Below are 22757 nucleotides of genomic sequence, written 5' to 3'. Positions count from 1 at the left end.
ATGAGAGGACTTCCTTTAATAGACAGGTCAGAGGTGCAACACTCCTCCCGCATTGAATTGAGCCAGAGTGCATTACAAAACAATGTGGACTTTGTGAGAGAGAAGGTGGGGCCAGACCCTATAATATCTGCGGTAGTCAAATCCAATGCTTATGGACATGGTACCCGCTATTTTATCCCTATGCTAACCAAATGTGGTGTTAAGCATTTTTCGGTGGCCTCTAGCTTTGAAGCTCAGGAAGTGCTTAAGGCATGCTTGCCAGACTGTGAGATTGTAATTATGGGGATACTGTACTCTAAAGATCTGGAATGGGCTATTTACCACAATATTCAATATTATGTGTTTGATCTGGAACGTATCCGGCAATCTGTAGAGGCCGCCAAGCGAGTAGGCAAAAAAGCAGTAGTGCATCTGGAGGTAGAGACCGGTGGCAATCGTACGGGGCTCCCCATTGAGCAGATGGAAGAAGCTCTGGACTTGCTCAAAGCCAATGCAAAGTATATAGACTTTAGAGGGCTATGTACACATCTGGCAGGAGCTGAAACCCTGGCCAATCAGTTTCGCATAAGACGACAGATAATTCGCTACAACGAATTTTACGATCTGGCGGAACAGAAGGGGTACTTACCCAGTCTAAAGCACATTGCTTCTTCGGCAGCAGCGCTTACCCTTCCTGAAGCGCGTATGGATATGGTAAGAGTGGGTATCGCTTTGTATGGTTTATGGCCCAGTCCAGATGTGTATAATATGCACCTGGTAGAAATAAATCAGATGAGCGATAACCCACTGCACAGGGTAATCTCCTGGAAGACTGATATTATGCACTTAAAAGATGTAAAAGAAGGGGAGTTTATTGGCTATGGAACCAGCTATCAGGCACTTAGAGATATGAAGGTCGCCGTAATACCTCTGGGCTACGCAAATGGTTATTCTCGCTCTTTATCAAACAAAGGTTTTGTGCTCATTAGAGGAAAGCGAGCGAATATTTGCGGCCTTATTAACATGAACCTGTTTATGGTAGATGTTACTTATATAGAAGATGCCGAAGTTGGTGATGAAGTAGTACTAATTGGAAACCAGGCCAGTAATAGTATAACTATTAGCTCTTTTTCTGACTTTGCTAACCAGCTGAACAATGAGCTCATGAGTCGTTTGCCATCTGACATTCCTCGCTGTATTGTAGAGTAAAAAGTACAACATTTTTGGTAGATAGGGGTTTTTAAGTTGAGTTATAATTTTTTAAGCTATCATTTACCAATTTTTATGAGTGTCAGAAGCAAGATTAAAAGCAAACTAAAAGAGAGAGAAGAACAAAGAAAGCAAAGTGTGTGGGTTTTTGTGATTAGTGGTGCTGTAATATTGGCACTAATCCTTTCATACTTTTTTATTCCTAGTGTACAGAATTTTATGACAAATGCCTACGAAGTGCTTACCAGCGATGATAAACAACGCATCAAAGACTGGGTAAGCGGATTTGGGTACTGGGGACCAGTAATTATTATCGGAGCTATGGTATTACAAATGTTTCTAATCGTGATACCCTCTCCTTTACTAATGATCGTTTCTACCCTGGCATATGGCCCATGGTGGGGTTCAGTGATTTCTTTTGTGGCAGTATTGGTAGCTGCTACTATCGCGTATTTTATTGGGTACCATGCCAGCAACGCCTTTGTAGATAAAATAATAGGTCAGAAGTCAGGTGAGAAGGTAAATAAGTACATTCAGAAGTATGGAGTTTGGGCTGTGGTTCTTTTTAGGGTTTCACCCTTTCTTTCTAACGATGCCATTAGCTTTGTGGCAGGTCTTGGCGAAATGCGTTATGTAAAATTTATTACTGCAACTACTGCCGGTATTATTCCTTTAATAGCCATGATTGCCTTTTTAGGAAAGAATACTGACCGACTACAAAACGGTATGCTTTGGATTTCAGGAATTACTATATTAGGTTTTGCCATCTACTTTTTGGTTAAACGCTATCGCAATAAAGAAACTCAAGCCGCCTGATATTTGCCCTCTGTGTAGCTCAATAGCTTCGGAAACTATAGCTACTCAGAACCAGCGCCTTTACTACTGTTGTAAACAATGCAAACTGATTTTCTTACATAGAAGCCAGTTGCCTGATGCAGTAAGCGAAAAAGCACGCTATACACAGCACCAAAACACAATAGAGGATTTAGGCTATATCAGCTTTTTACAAAAAGTAATACGACCTGTCTCTCAATATATTACCCCTTCCCTCTCTTGTCTGGATTATGGTTGTGGCCCATCTCCGGTGTTAGCAAAAATGTTAGCCAGAGATTATCAGCTAAAAGTACAGTCTTATGATCCTTTCTTTTACCCTATTGCTCTGAAAGAAGAGTATGATATGATTTTTTCTACTGAAGTGTTTGAGCATTTTCATCAGCCAGCTAAAGAAATTGAGCGTTTGCATCAGCTTCTAAAAAAAGGAGGCTATTTGGGGATTATGACAAATATGTATGGCAAATTAGAAGAATTTGAAGACTGGTGGTATCGAAGGGATGTAACTCACGTCAGTTTTTATCATCCGGAGACTTTCAACTTTATCACGCATAAATATGGTTTTAAAGTATGTTGGCAAGACTACAAGCAGGTAATAATCCTACAAAAGACTTGAAATTTTGATATGGGTGGACTCAGCGAAATTTGTAACTTTGAAGCAATTAATAACATTGCTACGAGCATAAGCTAATATTACCATTATGAATAAACTTTTTCAGGGTACATACACAGCCATTATAACGCCTTTTACTCAAGACAATAAAATAGATTGGCCTGCCTTTGAAAAACTGGTTGAAGCTCAGATAGCTTCTAAAGTGGAGGGAATTGTGTTTGTGGGTACTACCGGAGAAAGTCCTACACTATCTCATCAGGAGCATATGGACATTCTTCGCTGGTCGGTAAAAACTATTAATGGCAGATGCCAGGTGATTCACGGAACAGGCTCAAATAATACCCGAGAAAGTATTGAGCTGGCAAACGTGGCTTCCGAGGCAGGAGCAGACGGCCATTTGGTAATCAACCCATATTATAATAAGCCTACAGCTGAAGGACTGTATCGTCATTTTAAAGCAATAGCGGATGCTGTAGATCTGCCTATTATTATGTATAATATTAAGGGGAGAACGGCAGTTAATCTGGAAACAGACACCCTTCTTAGGTTAGCTGAACACAAAAATATTGTAGGTGTAAAAGAGGCAAGTGGTGATATACATCAGATGATGGATGTAATGCGCCGTACAGGTGACGATTTTTGCGTATTAGTCGGAGATGACGCACTTACCCTGCCTTTTATGGCTTGTGGAGGTGATGGGCTCATTTCTGTGGTATCTAACTGTCTCCCACGCTCAACCTCAGATATGGTTAGAGCTTGCCTGGCTGGAGAGTGGGATACTGCTCGCACTTCCTTTTATAAGATTTTAGACATAATGAATCTTACCATGGCCGAAACTAACCCAATACCTATTAAAGCAATTATGCACAAACTGGGTTACTGCGATACTAATATTCGTCTGCCATTATGTGAGCCTACTCAGGCTACCAATCTAATGATTGATAAGCAATTAGAACTTATAAAAGAGCTGGAGAAATAAATCTGGCTTACAACTTTAACCTGACCGTTTAGTGTCTATCTAACAAATGCATTTTGCGCTCAGGTTACAATTTAAAAAGGATAACATAAAACCGACAGAGATTTTGTTTGTCGGTTTTTTTGCATTTTCTATAACAGCACAAAGATTAGCGCTATCGTACTTTTTATAGTCACCCTAAATTTTTTGCTCAAAAATTAACTTTCATCTTTATGAAAAAGAAATTGTTTAATGTTTCCTTCATCATTTGTGTACTTTCTTTAGCTTTTAGTTGCAGAAGTGCCAAAAACGGAAGGGCAGACGAAAATTTTGATGAGTTTTACGAAAAATTCCTGACGGATAGTAGCTTTCAGATGGAGCGTATACAGTTTCCGCTTAAAGGAATAAAAGCTGATGAAGGTGAAGACTCCACCTACTATTGGCACAAGGAAGACTGGGTAATGCTTAAGAAACCTAATCTGGATGGAACTGATTTTAAAAGAGATTTGCAGGTTAGCGATACCGTAGCTACTGACGAAATTTTTATGGAGAACGCTGGCTTTTATTTCAAAATGGTATATGAACCAATCAAGAGAAAGTGGCATCTGGTGTACATGATAGACGGAGGGCTATAAATCATAAAAAACTCAGCCTTAAATTTGCTCGTTATATAGATAATCCTTTTAAACGTACGGATTCATGATTGATAAAATTACTTTTTCTCCTGAAATTATGGAGAAGCTGGAAAAATTATCAGATAAGTTTGCCAAGCAAGGACAAAGCCTATCTGACTATCTTGATGGTCTTTTGCATGCCGACTATCTTTCTTATTGGGAATACATTGAGTTGGAAACGCTGCTGACGTTGCAAAAGCCCCGTACGGAACATAAAGATGAGATGATATTTGTTACTTATCATCAAATTACCGAGCTGTATTTTAAACTAATACTTTGGGAGTTAGAGCAGATTAATGCGGGAGAGGTAAAGGACGCCGCTACATTTTTAGACAAGATCAAACGCATTAACCGTTATTTTGGCCAACTAACAGACTCTTTTACAATCATGACCGAGGGCCTCAATCGCGAGCAGTTTGCCCAGTTCAGAATGAGTCTTCTTCCTTCCAGTGGTTTTCAGTCGGTTCAATATCGTTTAATAGAAATTCTTTCTACAGACCTTATCAATCTGGTGCATGCAGATTATGTGCTTTGGCTTTCTCCTGACGATCCGGTAGAAGCTTATATGGATAATTTGTACTGGAAAGCAGGGGCACGCGACATGAAAACGGGTAAGAAAACGCTTACACTTCGGCAGTTTGAAGAAAAATATAATGAAATGATGCTCCGAAAGGCTCAGCAGTACAAGCAGCATAACCTGCGTAAGCGCATGCAGAAATTTGTGCGTTCTGGAGATGTAGATATCATCGCTGAACTTAGGGCTTTTGATCATTGGGCTAATGTGCATTGGCCACTTTCACATTTCCGGGCTGCTGTGAGACACTTAGTAAGTAACAACAAAGTAAAAGATGCTACCGGAGGCACCAATTGGCGCAAATATCTCCCTCCACGTTTTCAGAGAGTAGTATTTTTTCCTGAACTCTGGTCTGAAGAAGAAAAAGACAATTGGGGCAAATCGTGGGTAATCAAACAGTTGGAAAATTAATTTTTACAATTTACCTGTTTGTATTTAAGCACCTCCTCTTAGTTTATGTGAGCAAGCTGTTGTGGATACACCCTATTTAAGTTAAGAGTGTATTATTAATTTTTACGCAAAAATTTGCCATTCGGAGTTGTGTTATTTTTACTTGCTACTACAAAAGTGTATTTTCCTGCCATACTTTACTGTTAAGCTAGCTTATTACACTTTCATTTATCACCTCTATGAAACGCAGAATATTTATCAAACAGTCTGTAGTCCTGAGTGCGGGCATAGGCGTAGCAGGCTTTGCCTGTACGAGTTCTACTCAGCAGGCGAATAACGAAAAGCCATCTGAAAATGCTACCTCAGGCTCAAAAGAGCCGCTTTTCAAAATCTCATTAGCGGAGTGGTCACTCAATAGTTATCTTTTTAATCCGGATATACGGAGCATTCCATACAATGAAATCATCGCTAAGTTTAAAAACGACTACAATTCCATTATTACCAATAGTAAAATTAGCAACCTTGATTTTCCTGCAAAAGCACGAGAGTTGGGCGTAGAAGGTGTGGAATTTGTAAACCAGTTCTTTTTTGATAAAGCCAAAGACACAGCATACCTCACAGAGCTAAAGAACCGCTGTAATAATGAAGGAGTAGAGCCACTTTTAATTATGTGTGATCTGGAAGGTGAGCTGGGGGCTCCTGATACGGCAGAAAGGCAAAAAGCTGTTGAAAATCATTACAAATGGGTAGACGCTGCTAAATTTTTAGGCTGCCATTCTATAAGAGTAAACGCCTCTAGCAAGGGTTCTTTTGAAGAACAGCAAAAACTAGCAGCTGATGGGCTTAGCTCGTTAACAGAGTATGCACAAAAAGCGGGAGTAAATGTTCTGGTAGAAAACCATGGAGGCCTATCTAGCAACGGAGAGTGGTTAGCTGGAGTCATGAAAATGGTAGGTAATGAATATGTAGGCACTCTTCCAGATTTTGGTAACTTCTGTATTAAAAGAGAAGGTTATTCTCCTGAAAATCCCAATCCTGAGTGCTTGGATGAGTACGATAGGTACAAAGGAGTAAAAGAGCTAATGCCTTTTGCCAAAGGAGTAAGCGCCAAGACCCATGATTTTAATGATAGTGGAGAAGAGGTGCATACTGACTACGAGAAAATGATGCGAATAGTACTGGATGCAGGCTATAGAGGCTATGTAGGTATAGAGTATGAAGGTAATGATATGGAAGCAGTAGAGGGCATAAAAGCTACAAAAACACTACTGGAAAAGGTAAGAGAAAAGCTATCTTCAGAATACAGTTAAAAAAATAAAGCCCCTGTTTTTTAGCAGGGGCTTTTATTGTTAAGCGTTTACCCTGGCAGGGGTAGGCAAAAACATCTTCAGTTGATCTTCATATAAGCGATATACCAGACGATCTTCAGGGTATACAATATCGTCAAATGTAACGGCTTTATCCTTAGGAACATTTCTTTTTAGCACCACATCTTCGGCCAGACCTATAGGTAGCAGGTTTTCTTCACGTGCTACATCGTAGTTTTCGCATACGCCGTATGAAAGGTAGCCGCCGTACCCATCTAAAGTTTCTCCGGCTTTCAAATCACGTTTTGCAATAGCCACAACTTCTACTACCGGACCTGCTTTAGGGTACATAACTGGGTCACCAAAATGAAAAGCTCTTGCGATCGAGCTGGGAATGTCAAAGAAGCACAGGTGGTAAGGCGTATAAAAGCTATACAAAGGTCCTGGCCCCATCTTCAAATATTTAAGATAGTCTTTTACCATAGGGTCATTGGTAGCACCATAAACGTATACTCCAGGTCCTGGTTTGGCACCTACCACAAAATCTACTATTCCTCCCAGACTCTTCAGCTCTTCTACATCATGAATGGAAGTGAGTTTATCAATATGTTCCTTAGAACGATAAGCACTCATTCCTCTTTTAGCTACACCCATACCTGTAGCGTTAGCAACAGACGCCTGTTCAAACGAAAGCTTAGTACCATCTGTGAAATTGGTAATCATACGAGTTCCCTGGTTAACATTACGAGCAAACTCCTCCATATCAGTAGGGGTTTTGTGCTCATCCAGAAAACCTTTAATATTACCACAAACCAGTGGAGTTAGCCCTAGACCTTTTACATATCTGAAAAGGTTCATGATTACGCCTGGCTGATCTCCATCTGTCTGGCTAAGCATCACCTCTGCTTTATCGGCATAGTGTTTTAATATAGGGCCTACAGTAGCATCAAGTTCAGGGTTAAGCATAAGGATAGGCTTTCCGGCTTTGATAGCTGTAAGAATAACCGATGCGCCATACTCTATAGCGCCGGTGGCCTCAACTATAATATCTACTTCCTCAGCTTGGCAAAGAGTCTCGGGACTTTCGCAAATACTATACTTCTTTGCAATGATATTCTCATTAATCTGTTGAGGGGTATCACAAACTTCTACATTGCTTACACCCGCTTTTTCATAACACTTAACAGCACGATCCAAAGTACGGTTGCAGATAGCTACGACTTTCATGCCTGGAGTATGCCTCTCAATTTGGTTAATTAGGCCTACTGACATAAAGCCAGCACCCACAACACCTACTTTAATAGGGTTGTCAACTTCCTCACGGAAGGATAAAGCGTTATCAACAATAATCATAATATGAGTTTTTTTATCAAAAATATGAAAAATCTAACAAGTATGCCTATTGTAAAAGAAAATAATTTGAAAAAATGAAACTCGTTTATTTTATGGTTTCTTTATTTTCACTTTTTAATAACCAATAAATTTTGAGGAGATTGCTTGCTAGTTAGAAGGTTGTTCCTGAAGTATATACTAAAGATAATGTAGAAATTTGATTTTTCTAAAAATATCTTACTACAAGTACAATTATTTAAGAAATGCGCTTAGGTATGCCTGTCACATTTTTAGTTATATTTGCTTATTAAAAAGGTGGTAAGTGCTTATTACGTAACTCCTATAGTTTTATTAAATTGAATTACTTTTTCACTTGAGACCAGCATTTTTTGATATAAGATAATGAGAGCCCGGCACATAGTCGGGCTCTTTATATTTAAAGCTCTCTCCCAATTATTTGGAAAAGCCACCCGTATAATCACCACTAATTGCCTTAAATAATTGTAAAAACAATAGTGAACGTGAAGGCTAATAGAAGCACTACATTTGGGCTAATAGATGGTAAAATTTCATTAACTTTGACCTAATTTACTAAACAAATAATTGCAATATTTTACATGATTTGGGCATTCATGAAATGTATTAGTGTGTGAAGGGTGTTGTACCTATTAATGTAAATGATATAGCTTAAAGATAGAGAAAAGCACATCCTATGTACCTAATCTTTGATACAGAAACTACCGGACTTCCAAGGGATTATAATGCGCCAATAACAGATACTGATAACTGGCCTCGTATTGTACAGCTTTCATGGCAGCTACACGCTGCTGATGGTAAACTACTAAACCAGCAGGACTATATAGTTAAACCTGATGGCTTTACTATTCCTTTTAATTCAGAAAAAGTTCATGGAATTTCCACCGAACGAGCTTTAAAAGAAGGATATCCCCTGGAAGAAGTGCTTAAAATTTTCAATAAAGATCTGGAGAGAACCCAGTTAGTTATTGGACATAATGTAGATTTTGATATCAATATCACCGGGGCAGAGTTGGTAAGAACAAGTTTACCTACTGACTTGATGAATATCCAGAAATTGGATACAAAAGATGAGTCCACTGACTATTGCAAAATTCCTGGCGGAAGAGGAGGTAAATATAAGTGGCCTACCCTTTCAGAGCTACACAAAAAATTGTTTGGAGTTGGCTTTGACGAAGCGCACAACTCGGCTTTTGACGTAGATGCTACTGCTCGTTGCTTCTTTGGTTTGCTTAAAGAAAAAGTAGTCAGGCCGTATACAGAAGAAATTCCTTTAGAAAAAATTCAGTACGAAGCGCCTGATCTGGAAGAAGCCAGCCGTGCTGCTGACAAAAAGAAAGAGTCTGAGTCTCCTACCATACCTGTAAGTTCTCAGCCTGCCAAGGAGATCAAGACTGCCCCTTTCAGTCATCTTCATGTACATTCTCAGTACTCAATTTTGCAAAGCACGGCTAATATTAAAAGTATTATTGCTACTGCAAAAGAGCAGGAAATGCCTGCCGTAGCAATCACCGACCTTGGCAACTTATTTGGGGCATTTAAGGCAGTTACCGAAGGGAAAAAACAGGGCATTAAAGTTATAATTGGCTGTGATGTCTATGTGGTAGAAGATCGTCACCAGAAGAAGTTTACTAAAGACATGAAAGATCAGCGTAGCTTACAGCTATTGCTGGCCAAAGACCAGAATGGATACCGTAATCTTTCCAAACTTTGTTCATTGGGCTTTATTGAAGGGTATTATGCCGGGTACCCGCGTGTAGATAAGGAACTTATTGAAAAGTACAAGGAAGGGCTTATTGCCACCACAGGTAGTATAACTGCAGAAATACCTAACCTTATTCTTAACGTAGGTGAACATCAGGCAGAGGAGGCTTTTGTCTGGTGGAAAGATACGTTTGGAGAGGATTTTTATGTAGAGCTACAGCGCCATGGTTTGGAAGAAGAGAATCGCGTAAATGATGTGCTTTTGCGGTTTGCCAACAAATACAATGTAAAAGTAATTGCAACTAATGATGTTTATTATACCAAAAAAGCTGATGCGAATGCTCATGATACCTTGCTCTGTGTAAAGAATGGTGATGTAATGTCAATGCCTAAAGGTAGAGGTCGGGGCTTCCGCTTTGGTATGCCTAACGATGAATTCTACTTTAAGTCTGAGGATGAGATGAAGCGTCTTTTCCAGGACTTGCCAGAGGCTATTACGAACACCTATGAGATTGTAGAAAAAACAAGCGAACTTACGCTTGAGCGAGATATACTTTTACCCCGTTTTGAGATACCCGATGAGTTTGAAGATCAGGATGATTATCTGCGTCACCTAACTTATGAGGGAGCTAAAAGCCATTATGGAGAAGTTACTGCCGAAATAAGGGAACGGATTGACCATGAGCTAAAAATTATTAAAGACATGGGGTTTCCGGGCTATTTCCTGATTGTACAGGACTTTATTAACGCTGCACGTAGCATGGGAGTTAAAGTAGGTCCCGGCCGGGGGTCTGCGGCAGGTTCTGTGGTTGCTTTTTGTACGGGTATTACCAATATAGATCCTATCAAATATGATCTGCTGTTTGAGCGTTTCCTAAATCCGGAGCGTATCTCAATGCCAGATATTGATATTGACTTTGATGATGATGGACGACAGGATGTAATTGAATATGTAATCAAAAAATATGGACGTAATCAGGTAGCTCAAATTGTTACCTTCGGTACCATGGCTCCTAAAATGTCTATCCGAGATGTTGCCAGAGTAAGTGAACTACCTTTGCCAGAAGCTAATAGAATAGCGAAATTAGTTCCCGAAAAGCCAGGGACCTCTTTTGAACAAGCACTTGCTGAGGTTCCTGAATTGCAGGAGATTAAAAGAGGGAGAGGAAAACCTTCAGAGGTAGTAAATCTAGCTCATACACTGGTAGGCTCTGTAAGAGGAACTGGTATACATGCCGCAGGGGTTATTATTGCTCCAGATGACCTGTTGGAGTATATCCCAGTAAAAACTGATAAAGATTCTGATCTTTTCATCACACAGTTTGACGGCTCTGTCGTTGAGTCAGCAGGAATGTTAAAGATGGACTTTCTGGGGCTAAAAACCCTTACCATCATTAAAACTGCGCTGGAAAATATAAAGCAAAACCATGGGGTAGAAATAGATATTGATACCATCCCTCTTGATGATGAGGAAACTTACAAACTTTATCAGAGAGGAGATACTGTGGGCACCTTTCAGTTTGAGTCTGAAGGCATGCGTCAGTGGCTGCAAAAACTCAAGCCTACCAACATAGAGGATCTTATTGCTATGAACGCACTCTATCGTCCTGGCCCAATGCAGTTCATTCCTAACTTTATTGACCGTAAACACGGTAGAGAAGAGGTGGAATACCCTCATGAACTACTGGAGGGCATCTTAAAAAATACCTATGGTATTATGGTGTACCAGGAGCAGATTATGCAAACGGCACAAATACTAGGTGGCTACTCGCTTGGTGGCGCGGATTTGCTGCGTAGAGCCATGGGTAAGAAAAAGATTGAGGAGATGAACAAGCAAAGAGTCATCTTCGTAAAGGGTGCCTATGAAAAACATGGTATTGAGAAAGCTAAAGCTGAAGAGGTCTTCTCCATCATGGAAAAATTTGCGCAGTATGGTTTTAACCGTTCGCACTCTGCTGCTTATTCCGTTGTAGCTTATCAAACAGGTTACCTCAAGGCTAACTATCCGGCAGAATACATGGCTGCCGTACTTACACACAATATGAACAACTCTGATAAGGTAACTGCCTTCCTGGATGAGTGTAAGCGTCAGGGAATAAGTGTGTTAGGGCCAGATGTGAACGAGAGTCGTTATTTCTTTGGGGTAAATAAAGAAGGACAGATACGTTTTGGCTTAGGCGCTGTAAAAGGAGCTGGTGAAAATGCAGTAAGTGCTATTATTGAAGAGCGTGATGAAAAAGGCTTATATCAAGATATTTTTGAGTTTACCAAAAGAATTAACCTTCGCCAGGTCAATAAAAAAACACTGGAAGTGCTGGCAATGGCTGGGGCCTTTGATTGTTTTGATAGTGCCCATCGCAGGCAATATTTGTATGCAGAAGATGGTGAGATTAGCCTGATAGAAAAAGCATCTAAATATGCTTTAACGCTTCAGCAGGAAGAGCAGGCTGCCCAGCAATCGTTGTTCGGAGGTAGCGGGGGGCTAGAGGTTCCTGTGCCAAAAATACCTGACTGTGAACCATATAGCGAAATTGAAAAGCTGAAAATAGAAAAAGAAGTTATAGGTTTCTACATCTCTGGTCATCCACTGGACCAGTTTAAAATTGAGATAGAAAACTTTTGTACCTGTACAGTAGATAATATTACTAACTATAAAAATCAGGATATTGCCGTAGCAGGTATTGTTACCAGTTATCAGGAACGTCAAACCCGAACGGGAAAGCCTTTTGGTCTGGTATCAATTGAAGATTATCAGAGCTCGCTTAATCTGGCTTTTTTCGGTGAGGATTTTCTCAGCAACCGTCACCGTTTATCGGTAGGGGAGTTTGTGTACGTCAGGGGCAAAGTAGAAGAGCGATATAACCAACCAGATGTATGGGAACTTAGGCCACAAAGTGTACAGCTACTTAGCGAAATTCGCGAGAAAATGACTAAAGGCGTACAGCTCAATATTCCAGTAGAAGTACTTGATGAAAGCCTGATTACCAATTTGGAAAGCTTACTTAAGGACTATCAAGGATCATGTTCGCTTAAAGTGTATTTAAGAGATGGTCTGGACAACCTGAATGTAGACACAATGTCTAGGAAATATAAAGTGAATCCAGTGAATGGTTTTTTTGAAAAGATTGAAAAATTAAAAGACATCACTTATAAAATAGATAATTAGGCTTCTGTGGTTTGTTTTATAAATTTCTTTTCAAATTGATTGTCATCTTGATTATATACATGTTCTAAAAATATGTATGAGTCTGATATTCAGTTTGTTAATCAATCTATATCTCTGTGAATATGAATATGAGTATTCTATGAAAGTATCACGTAACTGCTATTTAAAGCTAAACTCTGGCAATTGTATTTTTGCTTATTTTGATATAAATATCACGTGAACTATATAATTAGTCTTTGTGTTTAATTCTCTTAGTTTTTTAGTCATGTTTTACTAAGTGTTAGTAAACATATAGTACTATTCTTATTCATACTCAAATATTTTTTGCATTATTCTAATTTTTTTGTGCGATTTTATTCTTATAGCTGTTCTGTAGGTAAAATAGTGAGCTTTATTTATAAATAAGTCTTCTCTTTCATCATAAATTTTACTTACAGGTTCATTTTTTTGTATTTTACTAAGCTTGAATTGCTTTCAGTATTATTGTATCCCGATAAGTTGAATTAAGATCATTAGGATATGATGAAAGCCCTACAAGTTTGTGAAAAGCTTTTGCTAAAAGCTGTTTTAGTCTTGGTAATAGGAGGTATTTGTGCTGATTTGGCCACTGCCCAGACAGGTCCTGGTGGAGTTGGAAATGCAGGCGGAATTAACAGTCAACCAAAAAATACCCTATGGCTAGATGCGGCATCCCTTAGTCAGGCTGATGGAACAGACGTAAATTCTTGGCCCGATCGTTCTGGTAATACCAATGACTTTGGTGGTTCTTCTGCTAGTTCAAGTGGGTACCCAGCATTTAGAACTAGCCCTTTTAACTACCTGGAGTTTGTAGATACAGAGCACGATCGCTTGGTAAAAAATACTTTCTCAGGTTTTCCTGCATCAAACATTACTACATTCATCATTTATAATACTACCACTACTGGTAGTGGCGAAGGAGTTATATCATATGCAGTAAGTGGAGAGAGTAATGAGTATCTATGGATAAATAATGACAACTTTTCAATTTATCTGGATGGGAGTTCAAAAAATCCGGGAACAAAATTTAACGATGGCAGCTGGAATGTTGCTATGAATAGTTGGCGAAATAGTGATGGTCTGATTACACTGTACAAAAATGGTACTGAAGAAGCTATCTCTGGAAATACTAACTTCAAAACTGGTGTAAACCTGGTTAGTGGAGGTACGCTGGCTATTGGTGGCGAACAAGATGCAATTGACGGTGGGTATCAGACTAATCAGGATCTTAATGGTAATATCGCAGAAGTTGTTGTATATGATGCTTACTTAAATGATGCACAGCGCATAATCGTAGAAAATTACTTTAATTCAAAGTATAACATTGCAATTGCTAATGACTACTATAATGGAGATCAGGGAACAAATGGCGACTATGATTTTGATGTGGCAGGTATCGGTTATGAAGGAGGAACAGAGCATGCCGAGGCTAATTCTTCTGGTTTTATCTTGTCAACATACAACACCTCACTTAATACTAATGGTGAGTTTCTTATCACAGGTCACGATAACACAACCAATGCTACAGTAACAACAAATTTGCAGGCAGGTATAGAAGAACGATTTGCAAAAACGTGGTATGTTGACAAAACCGGCTCATTTGATGCCGCCCTTACCTTTGATATTAATCAAGCATATGCAGGAGGACAATATCCATATAAAAAGGAAAATTATGTATTGCTTCGCTATAACAGTGGATCTACGCAATACGAAGAGGTTAATATAGACAATACTGATAAAGAAGTTTCTGGTAGTAAAATTACATTTAGGGTAGCTGATGCTGAGCTCTCTGATGGTGTGTATACACTAGGCACTAAAAATGCTACAGAAAGTCCGGTAGCGGGCTCTCCTAATCGTACCTGGTATAGCTACCAGTCAGGGCTATGGAGCGATCATGAAGTATGGACATTAGATGGTAGTGCCTCTCCTCTTTTGGTTAACCCAGATTCAGAAACGCCAGCTTCAGCAGATTTAGTCATAATAACCTCAGGACGTACAGTAACTTCTGATATCAACAACATTACGATTGGTGGTATTGAAGTCATTGGGACAGTAGACATTGCAAATACTTCGGGGCATAACTTTAATACTATTATAGGGAGCGGGCGTATACGAATGGCAGGAAGTGGCGGTATAGACAATTTCCCTTCAGGAGAAGCAAGCGGATTCGTAGATGCAACTGATGGTGGAACTTTAGAAATATACGGCCCGACCGATATTGAATTTAATCAGAAGAGAAGCTTTAATGATGTGCTAATAGATATGAGCACTGGGAGTGATCAGCTTACTCTACTAAATGATTTTACAGTTAATGGAGATTTAAGACTTAAAGTTGGTACCCTTCGGATAAACGACAATACAACTACTAATTCAGTCAATATTACTGTATATGGAGACTATACTATAGATCCGGGGGCTCAACAAACTGTTGGTACTGCTAATGCTCGCCATGAGTTTAATTTTTTCGGAGATTTTACTAACAATGGTATTGCTTATTTTTCGCAGCGTACTTCTCAGGTGGCTAATAGTGAAGCTACAAACGGAATTGTAGACGCAAACTTTTTAGCAGACAATCAGGATCAACGTGTTGATGCTAATAATAGTACTTACTTCTACAGAATAGTATGTGATAAAGGTTTTGACCCAACATATATTCTAGACCTTCAAACTTCTAATAGTAGTAGATTTGTACTTACTGGACCGGTAGACTACAATGTAGATCTGGATGTTGATGAAGAATCAGATAATAACAATGCTTTAGCACTCATTAACGGTACTACTAAAATTGGTACAAATGTAATTATAAACCCGCTTAACAATACTGGTAATTATTCTATAGGCTCAAACGCTCGTTTGTGGGTAGACGGAGGTACGGTTACCAAAACTGGTGGTGCGGCCATTGTCCCTTATGGAATTGTAGAAGTTTCAGGAGGACGCTTAATTGTTACATCACATAGTGGAATCACTACTCGGGGAACAGGTCAGTTCAAATGTTCTGACGGAACTGTAGCTATACCACAGCTACGTACTTCTGTACTGGGAGACAGTCAGATAGGTGGTTTTGAGCAGTCGGGGGGTGAAGTAAGAGTAGGCGTATTTACTCCTAATTCTGACTTTCCAGGATTAGGCTTACCAACTAATAGTAGTAGTCCAAATAGTAACTATTATACCTTCTCGTTGACTTATGGCGGAAACAGCTTTATCATGTCAGGGGGAACACTTAAAGTAAAAGATGCTACGAACAAAGGGCTTATTTTTATTAACAGTGACCCAATCAATGTTAGTGTAAGTGGAGGTACTATTATTGCAGAGTCAAGCAACACAAATCTGGCTAAATTAACATCAAGAGCTCACTTTTATGATCTTGTTATTAACAACTCTGTTAATAGCACAGATGCAAATGCCAGAGTTGCAGTTACTACTGGTAGTTCTGGAGTAGGTGGCGATGCTCGTACTATTATTGATCCAGACTTAAGAGTGCTGAATAACTTAACATTACAAACAGGTACCACCCGTACAGAAAGTAATGGTACTTACGGTGCTTATCTTGATCTTTGTAATGGAGGAAACTGTAACGACCTTGCAATAGGAAGAGACCTTACAATCAATGATAATACTGTATTAGATATTTGGAGTGGCGAAACAGACAATGCCAATAGCTCCACAGTTACATTCAACGGAAATGTTAACGCTACATTATACTTTGGTGATATTACTACTTATAAAAGAAATCTGGTTGGTTATACTGACCCAGAGAATAATCAAGCCTTTGAACGCTGGGAGCACCCTTTTTACAACTTGATAATTGATAAGCCTGGCGATACGCTTTTCTTGGAAGCTAAAAACCCTATCGATGAAAACTCTTCAGACTTTAAAGCTGCCAATGGAGGTAAAAACGTTAATTCCTGGCGTAACAATATCTTTCTGGTAACTAATGAATTTACACTTACTGAGGGAACAGTACTTAATCAGGTAGACCAGAATACAGCAGGTGTAGGATATAGTATAAGGCTATATGGTAGTGCCATAACCAACAATGGTACTTGCTTTATATATGAAGATGGTATTACTCCTAAAAACGCTCAGGTAAAGTTTAGAGTAGGTGGTGGTGATATTACATTAAATACCATTGATGGTTCTGAGTTTGGAAATATCAGAGTAAACTCAGGTTCAGACATAGTCTATCTTACCAGTGATGTATACATTAAAAGATTAGAATATCGTCATGGTACAATAAATATTGAATCACATAACCTGAAAGTTGATGTATTTGATATTAATCTTGCTAATGGGCAGACACGATCTGGTGGTGGAAACCGAATTTTCAGCACAGAAGATATGATCGTAATGTCCGGAAATGCTTCTGATGGTGGTCTTTCCTTAAAACTCGATAAAAATACGAATACCAACTTCCCTCAATTTGAAGGGAACCGAGTTATAGAATATAATAGCGATGACTGGCTGTGGTTCCCAATAGGTACAAACGCAAATGCTTCTTCAAGATATACACCTGCGGTATGCTATATTAACACCGTAGGTACATACGATGGCGATGAGTATATTACTGTTAGAGTAGTTGATAGAGAACTACAAACTACCGACTTATCTGGAGGGGATATACTTTCATATTATTGGAATGTGGATTTTGAGGGGATGACTTCTGGAGAAGAACCAGAGGTATCTTGGCTGTTTCAATACGCTGAAGCAGATGTAGTGGGCGCAGAAGCTAATTATGTGCCCGGTAAAGTATTAAATGGTGGTAGCTATAGCCGCTCAGATGATGGAGGTTCATTAGCTGTGAAGGAAGCAGGGGATGCTGGCAATGAAGGAGATATATTAGGGAACAATCCTCGGAATATCATTATTTTCAATGGAATTGGCTCAAATGCTACTCCTGACGCAAATGACGATATAGATACCAATACTAATGATAATATATTTCAAAACGGTCCTAATGTAGATAATCAGTGGAGAGATGCATATTCAAATCCTGCAGGCTTCACTTTAGAGAAAGCCAACTATACAGCTGGTGAACCTAATAGGTTTGTAGGAGCTCCTGAAGTGTTTTATAGTAGAAGAGTATCTTCAAACTATAACATTACAGGTATGCCTCAATGGAGCGATGGAAACACATGGTCAAAAATATCACATACCGGCGCAGCAGCTGGTGACTGGCCTCAGGATGGTGACGTTGCTATTGTAGGCTTTGGTGGTTCTGGTGGCGGTTCTGGTGGTAACAGACATCATGTCGCTTACAGGAATACTGATAATTACAACTTGGCGTCAGTAGTTATTGATGCGAGCGAAACAGCAGGGGTATGGGATAGTCGTCTATTCATACAAGAAGGCTCTACAATTGATATGGGAGTAGTAGATGGAGATGGTACAATAGAAGTGCGTCTGGATGTAAGTTCTCCTTCTACTATAAATGGGGACTTTGGCTTATTTAGTAACAATGGAGATGAAGGCGCAAGGTTTTTATTTCATTGCGAAAACGGAAGTGTTATTGAAATTCCACAGATTACAGATGTATTTCCTAACGTAAGAATTGAGGGTGGTGGAAATAGAGAGGTGTATTTCCCTACAGCAGTTACAATCAATAACGAATTGAGAGTAGATTCAGAAGCTACCATACGGCCAAGGTTTGACCTACACGTGTTGGGAGATTTCAGATTAGGTAACTACAGAGAAGGCAAGCTCTTATTTCCAGATGATACAGAAATAACTGTTACAGTGGATGGGAGGCTTAGACTATTGAGTGACAACCAATCTGCTGTAAATGTAGAAAACGATAATAGTAATCCGACCTTAGTTCATAGGTTAATTATTAAAGGCAATATTGAGCTATCTCAGGGAAATCGTTTTGATCTATTTAACGGTACTGAGGCTAATGATGATAATTGTATATTAGAAATAAAAGGAGAAGAAAATACATCTATTTTCAATAGTGATAATATGCCTGTTGAACTGTATCAGCTTGTGATAAACAAAGGCAACAGTGCAACTCCTACATTTACGATTGAAGATAACTCTGGAAGCAACGCCCCTAACTTTGGTGCTTCCGCTACTGCTACTCATCTTCCTTTAGAAGTTCTTAATGGTACCCTAATCATTGATGATCCACAAGTAAACTGGAACATTGCTAACGGTACTAGTTTTCGTTTACCTAATACGACTAACTTAGAGGCCTCATCTGGTTCTGGAGCAATAGATTTACGACAGGGAGTGTTAAGTGTAGAAGGTAATAATACAGGTATTCTTTTAGATGGTTTACTACATGTTAATGGGGGTGAACTTGATATGGATGATAACGTTAATAACGGTAATAATTTTATAGAATATTCATCTTCAGGAAACGCAGTGCTTCAGGTCAGCAGCGGATTGGTGAATGTAGGCTCACATATACGTAGAACAACTACTAATGCTACTGGCGTATTAAAATACAGACAGAGTGGTGGTACAGTGCAGATCGGAACACAATCAGCACCTCTAAATGATCGTGGTCTCTTTGAAGTTGTAAATTCTGGTAGTGAGTTTACTCACACAGGAGGAGATTTTATAATCCACAGGCAGAACGGAACAACTGCTAGCGTAGCCACACTATTGCTGGCTCCAAGCAACTATAACTTAGCTGGTTCTATTATCAATTTGGGTGGAACAGAAACGCCGGCAAGTCAGACGATTACAATAAACTCTGAGATTCCACTAAATCAGCTCGTAGTTAATACTAACAATAGTCCTGTCGCACAAATTGTAGGGCGTACATTAACCATAAACAGTGAGCTCAATATCAATACAGGGGCAGCTTTTGATGCCAACGCCTGGGACTTGACTATCAATGGAGATCTGGTAACAGATGGCATCTATACGGCCAACGGAAACAATACAATCTTTAGTGGTAGCTCTGCCCAACAGCTTAGTGGTGCTGTTTCTCCAACATTCTATGACTTTACCAAACAGTCTAGTAGTACACTTAGCCTCAATAGTACAGATATAACAGTAGAGAATGACTTATATTTATATGAAGGTATCTTAAATGATGGTGGACAGACTATTACCTTGTTGGGTAATATGGTTCATGATGCAGTTCATGCTACTCCAAATGCTACTGGGGGTGAAGGTATTGTATTTGCAGGAGTAAGTCCTCAGGAGTTAAGTAGAACTACTAACGGTAATAGTAGTTTTGGTAAAATTACTGTTAATAACCCTAATGATGTAATTGTTCCTAATGGTAATGGCTATAACTTTACTATCAATAATGCCCTCAGACTAAGTACTGGCATCTTTGATATTGGCGGAAGCCTCTTAACTATTACCGCAGATGCGAATATCGTAGAGGTAAATAGTTTTGGGGTAAACAATATGATACAAACCAATAGCTCATTTACAGATAATGGTGTAAAGAGATTTTTCAATGCCGTTTCTACACCAACTGATTTAATCTTTCCTCTTGGACAAACTAAATATACACCAGTAGTTTTCTCTATCTCAAATAGTGATGCCGGTAGTTTTACTGTACGTCCTGCTAATGAAAGACACCCTACCATTATTGACGATACTGAAAGTCCTGAAATTGATGATTTGCAAAATGTATTACAATATCACTGGATCATTAAAGCGGAAGATGTAACTAACTTCAGCGGTGAAGCTAATATGACATATGCACAGGCAGATGTTAGTGTGACTGGTAGTAATGCGGAGAGTGACTATATACCAGCCAGAATTTATGCAAATGATACTTTCTGGGATAAATCATTGAGCCCGATAGATGTTAATACTAGTACAAATGTTATTACTTTCCCTTTCAGTAATATTGATGCTGGAAATATCACTGGTGATTATACTGCTGGTATCCCCAATGCAATTCCTGATCAGGTTCCTACATATGAAAGTACCGGGAGTGGGGGCGATTATACTGCAAGTGGTACCTGGACACCCGTAGGCTCAGCCCCATCAATTACTGATGGAGTAGGTCCGATAGGAGCAGTAATTATTGTCAAAAATGGGGATGTTGTTAATCTTGACCAGGATGATATCAGAATATACAGAACAGTAATTGAAAGCGGTGCTACTCTAGAAATAAATGGTACGATCAATCATGGCTTAGGGGCGGTTACTGGGACTGGTACTTTAAGAGTAGTAAGTAATACGAGCAGTGCAGTTCTGCCCGCTGGCTATTATACCGAATTCTTTGATTGTAGCGGAGGCGGGCTTGAATACGCTGGAAGCGGAAACTATGACATTTTGGGAGGTATTTCTTCACTAAGAAGCCTTACATTAAGTGGATCGGGCTCTCGGACTTTACCCAGCAACAACGTTACAATTTGTGATGACTTAATAGTTAACGGCCCTCTATTAGCAAATGCCAACAACAAAGTTATTACTGTGCAAAACGATTTTATACTAACTAATGGAAGTTACGAAAATGATAATGGAGAGCTGAACATAGACAATAATCTCAATATTAATAGCGGCTCTTTTGATGGAGGTATAGGAAATCAGAATGTTGTAGGAAACGTGAATTTGACTAATGGTACCCTTAATGTGGGTACTGGCGGAATGATGACTGTTCAGGGTAACTTTACCTACAGTGGAGGTACTTTTGATGGTGGTAGTGGTAATGCTAAAGTAACCTTAATGGGAAGCAGTCAGCAAACCCTTACTGGGAACTTTACCGGTGTGAACCGTTTTCACCGTCTGGAGGTAAACAATGCTGGAGGTATGAGCTTAAGTGGAAGTATTGACATAGCTGATGAACTTCTACTGACAAACGGAATAATTCGTACCAATGGAGGTAGCTTTTTATTAGAGCAGGATGCTACAGTATCTCCGGTTGGGGGAAAAAACAGCTCTTATGTGAATGGTAGAGTACATAAAGTAATTCTTAACAACTCTGACTTCGTCTTCCCTACTGGTAATGGAAGCAGGTATGGAAGACTTAGCATTACAAATGTTAACTCTAGCCCTGCCGCTAACCATACATGGTACGCACAGTATTACAATCAGGGAGCTGTAGAAGCAGGAGCAACTAGTACTTATGATGCTGCGGACACTGATGCGACCAAAACTGTAAGTAGAGGAGAGCATTGGATAATTGGTGATGATGCTCCGGGAACAAGTACAGTAACTGCAAATATAGGACTTAGATGGGATAACAATAGTGATGTATCTCCGGATACAGAAGATCATTCAGAGCTAAATGTAATAGCATGGAACCCAACTAATTCAAACTGGGATAATTATGGAGGAACTGGGCATAATCCCAGTACAAAAACCTTCCAGAGTTCCAGCTTATTATCTTTTTCTGAAAAAGTAGTAACACTTGGTTCAGGTAGCCCTGCTAACCCTTTACCTGTAGAGCTTATCGACTTTACAGTAAAGCTGAAAAATAATAAAGCCTTACTACAATGGAAAACAGCTTCTGAAAAGAACAATGATTATTTTGAGGTACAGCGTTCAGAAGATGGCCAGTCATGGGCTAATTTAGGTAAAATTGAAGGAGCGGGAGATAGTCATGAAGAGTTAGACTATAAATTTACAGATGAGAACCCTCTTTATGGCGTAAGTTATTACCGATTACGCCAGGTAGATTATGATGGACAATACGATTTTTCAAATATTATAGTATTGGAAAACTTCAAAAACAATGTTGTTCAGTCTGAACCAGAATTGCATCTTTACCCTAACCCTACTCAGTTAGAGGAGTTGGTGATACGTGCTCTGAATTTAGACCCTTGGCAGCAAGTTGAAGTTAGTCTGTCAGATATTTATGGAAAGCAATATCTGAAGGAAGTAGTGGAGGGTAATATTCTGGAGCAGGGAATCCAGTTTAAAACCAGTGTTAGACTTTCTAGTGGTTTGTACCTTGTTAGTGTTAAACAAAACAATACGCTATTGCAGAAGAAAGTAATTATTAAGAAGTAACAATAACTCGCGTTTAATAAAAATCGCTACTAATAAAAGAGGCTA

At 39.3% G+C, this 22757-nt stretch carries 10 protein-coding genes; 9 read left to right on the top strand and 1 reads right to left on the bottom strand.

What is annotated here, in order from left to right; translation table 11 throughout:
- The 7 genes from alr to PZB74_RS04550 all read left to right on the top strand — a co-directional run bounded on the left by alr (nt 1) and on the right by PZB74_RS04550 (nt 6535).
- Nucleotides 1-1188 (top strand): alanine racemase, encoded by a 1188-nt coding sequence (gene alr, locus PZB74_RS04580; RefSeq protein ID WP_302241156.1) that lies wholly within the window; start codon nt 1-3, stop codon nt 1186-1188.
- A gap of 75 nt (nt 1189-1263) precedes the next feature.
- The gene (locus PZB74_RS04575) at nt 1264-2004 is read left to right on the top strand and encodes a TVP38/TMEM64 family protein (RefSeq protein ID WP_302241155.1); all 741 of its coding nucleotides are present in this window, start codon (nt 1264-1266) and stop codon (nt 2002-2004) included.
- Between the two features lie 109 nt (nt 2005-2113).
- Nucleotides 2114-2635 carry a class I SAM-dependent methyltransferase gene (locus PZB74_RS04570; protein WP_302241154.1) on the top strand — a complete coding sequence of 174 codons (522 nt, stop codon included), beginning with the start codon at nt 2114-2116 and terminating at the stop codon, nt 2633-2635.
- Between the two features lie 85 nt (nt 2636-2720).
- Complete coding sequence (gene dapA / locus PZB74_RS04565) at nt 2721-3611, top strand: 4-hydroxy-tetrahydrodipicolinate synthase (RefSeq protein ID WP_302241153.1); 891 nt, start codon at nt 2721-2723, stop codon at nt 3609-3611.
- Nucleotides 3612-3820: 209 nt separating this feature from the next.
- The gene (locus tag PZB74_RS04560) at nt 3821-4222 is read left to right on the top strand and encodes a DUF4348 domain-containing protein (RefSeq protein ID WP_302241152.1); all 402 of its coding nucleotides are present in this window, start codon (nt 3821-3823) and stop codon (nt 4220-4222) included.
- Nucleotides 4223-4286: 64 nt separating this feature from the next.
- Nucleotides 4287-5246, top strand: a complete 960-nt coding sequence (locus PZB74_RS04555) for a tryptophan 2,3-dioxygenase family protein (protein WP_302241151.1) — start codon at nt 4287-4289, stop codon at nt 5244-5246.
- Nucleotides 5247-5464: 218 nt separating this feature from the next.
- On the top strand, nt 5465-6535 hold the full coding sequence (locus PZB74_RS04550; RefSeq protein WP_302241150.1) for a sugar phosphate isomerase/epimerase family protein: 1071 nt from the start codon (nt 5465-5467) through the stop codon (nt 6533-6535).
- Between the two features lie 39 nt (nt 6536-6574).
- On the opposite strand, the gene PZB74_RS04545 is transcribed toward PZB74_RS04550, so the two are convergent.
- Nucleotides 6575-7885, bottom strand: a complete 1311-nt coding sequence (locus tag PZB74_RS04545; protein ID WP_302241149.1) for an NAD(P)H-dependent oxidoreductase — start codon at nt 7883-7885, stop codon at nt 6575-6577.
- Nucleotides 7886-8576: 691 nt separating this feature from the next.
- Here PZB74_RS04545 and dnaE point away from each other — a divergent pair.
- Complete coding sequence (gene dnaE / locus PZB74_RS04540; RefSeq protein ID WP_302241148.1) at nt 8577-12770, top strand: DNA polymerase III subunit alpha; 4194 nt, start codon at nt 8577-8579, stop codon at nt 12768-12770.
- Nucleotides 12771-13289: 519 nt separating this feature from the next.
- Nucleotides 13290-22712 carry a T9SS type A sorting domain-containing protein gene (locus PZB74_RS04535; RefSeq protein ID WP_302241147.1) on the top strand — a complete coding sequence of 3141 codons (9423 nt, stop codon included), beginning with the start codon at nt 13290-13292 and terminating at the stop codon, nt 22710-22712.
- The last annotated feature ends 45 nt before the right edge of the window (nt 22713-22757 follow it).

The sequence above is a fragment of the Porifericola rhodea genome (assembly GCF_030506305.1).
GTDB classification, from domain to species: Bacteria; Bacteroidota; Bacteroidia; order Cytophagales; family Cyclobacteriaceae; genus Catalinimonas; species Catalinimonas rhodea.
Note: the sequence above shows the minus strand (reverse complement) of the source record. Positions and strands in the feature narration are given on the sequence as shown.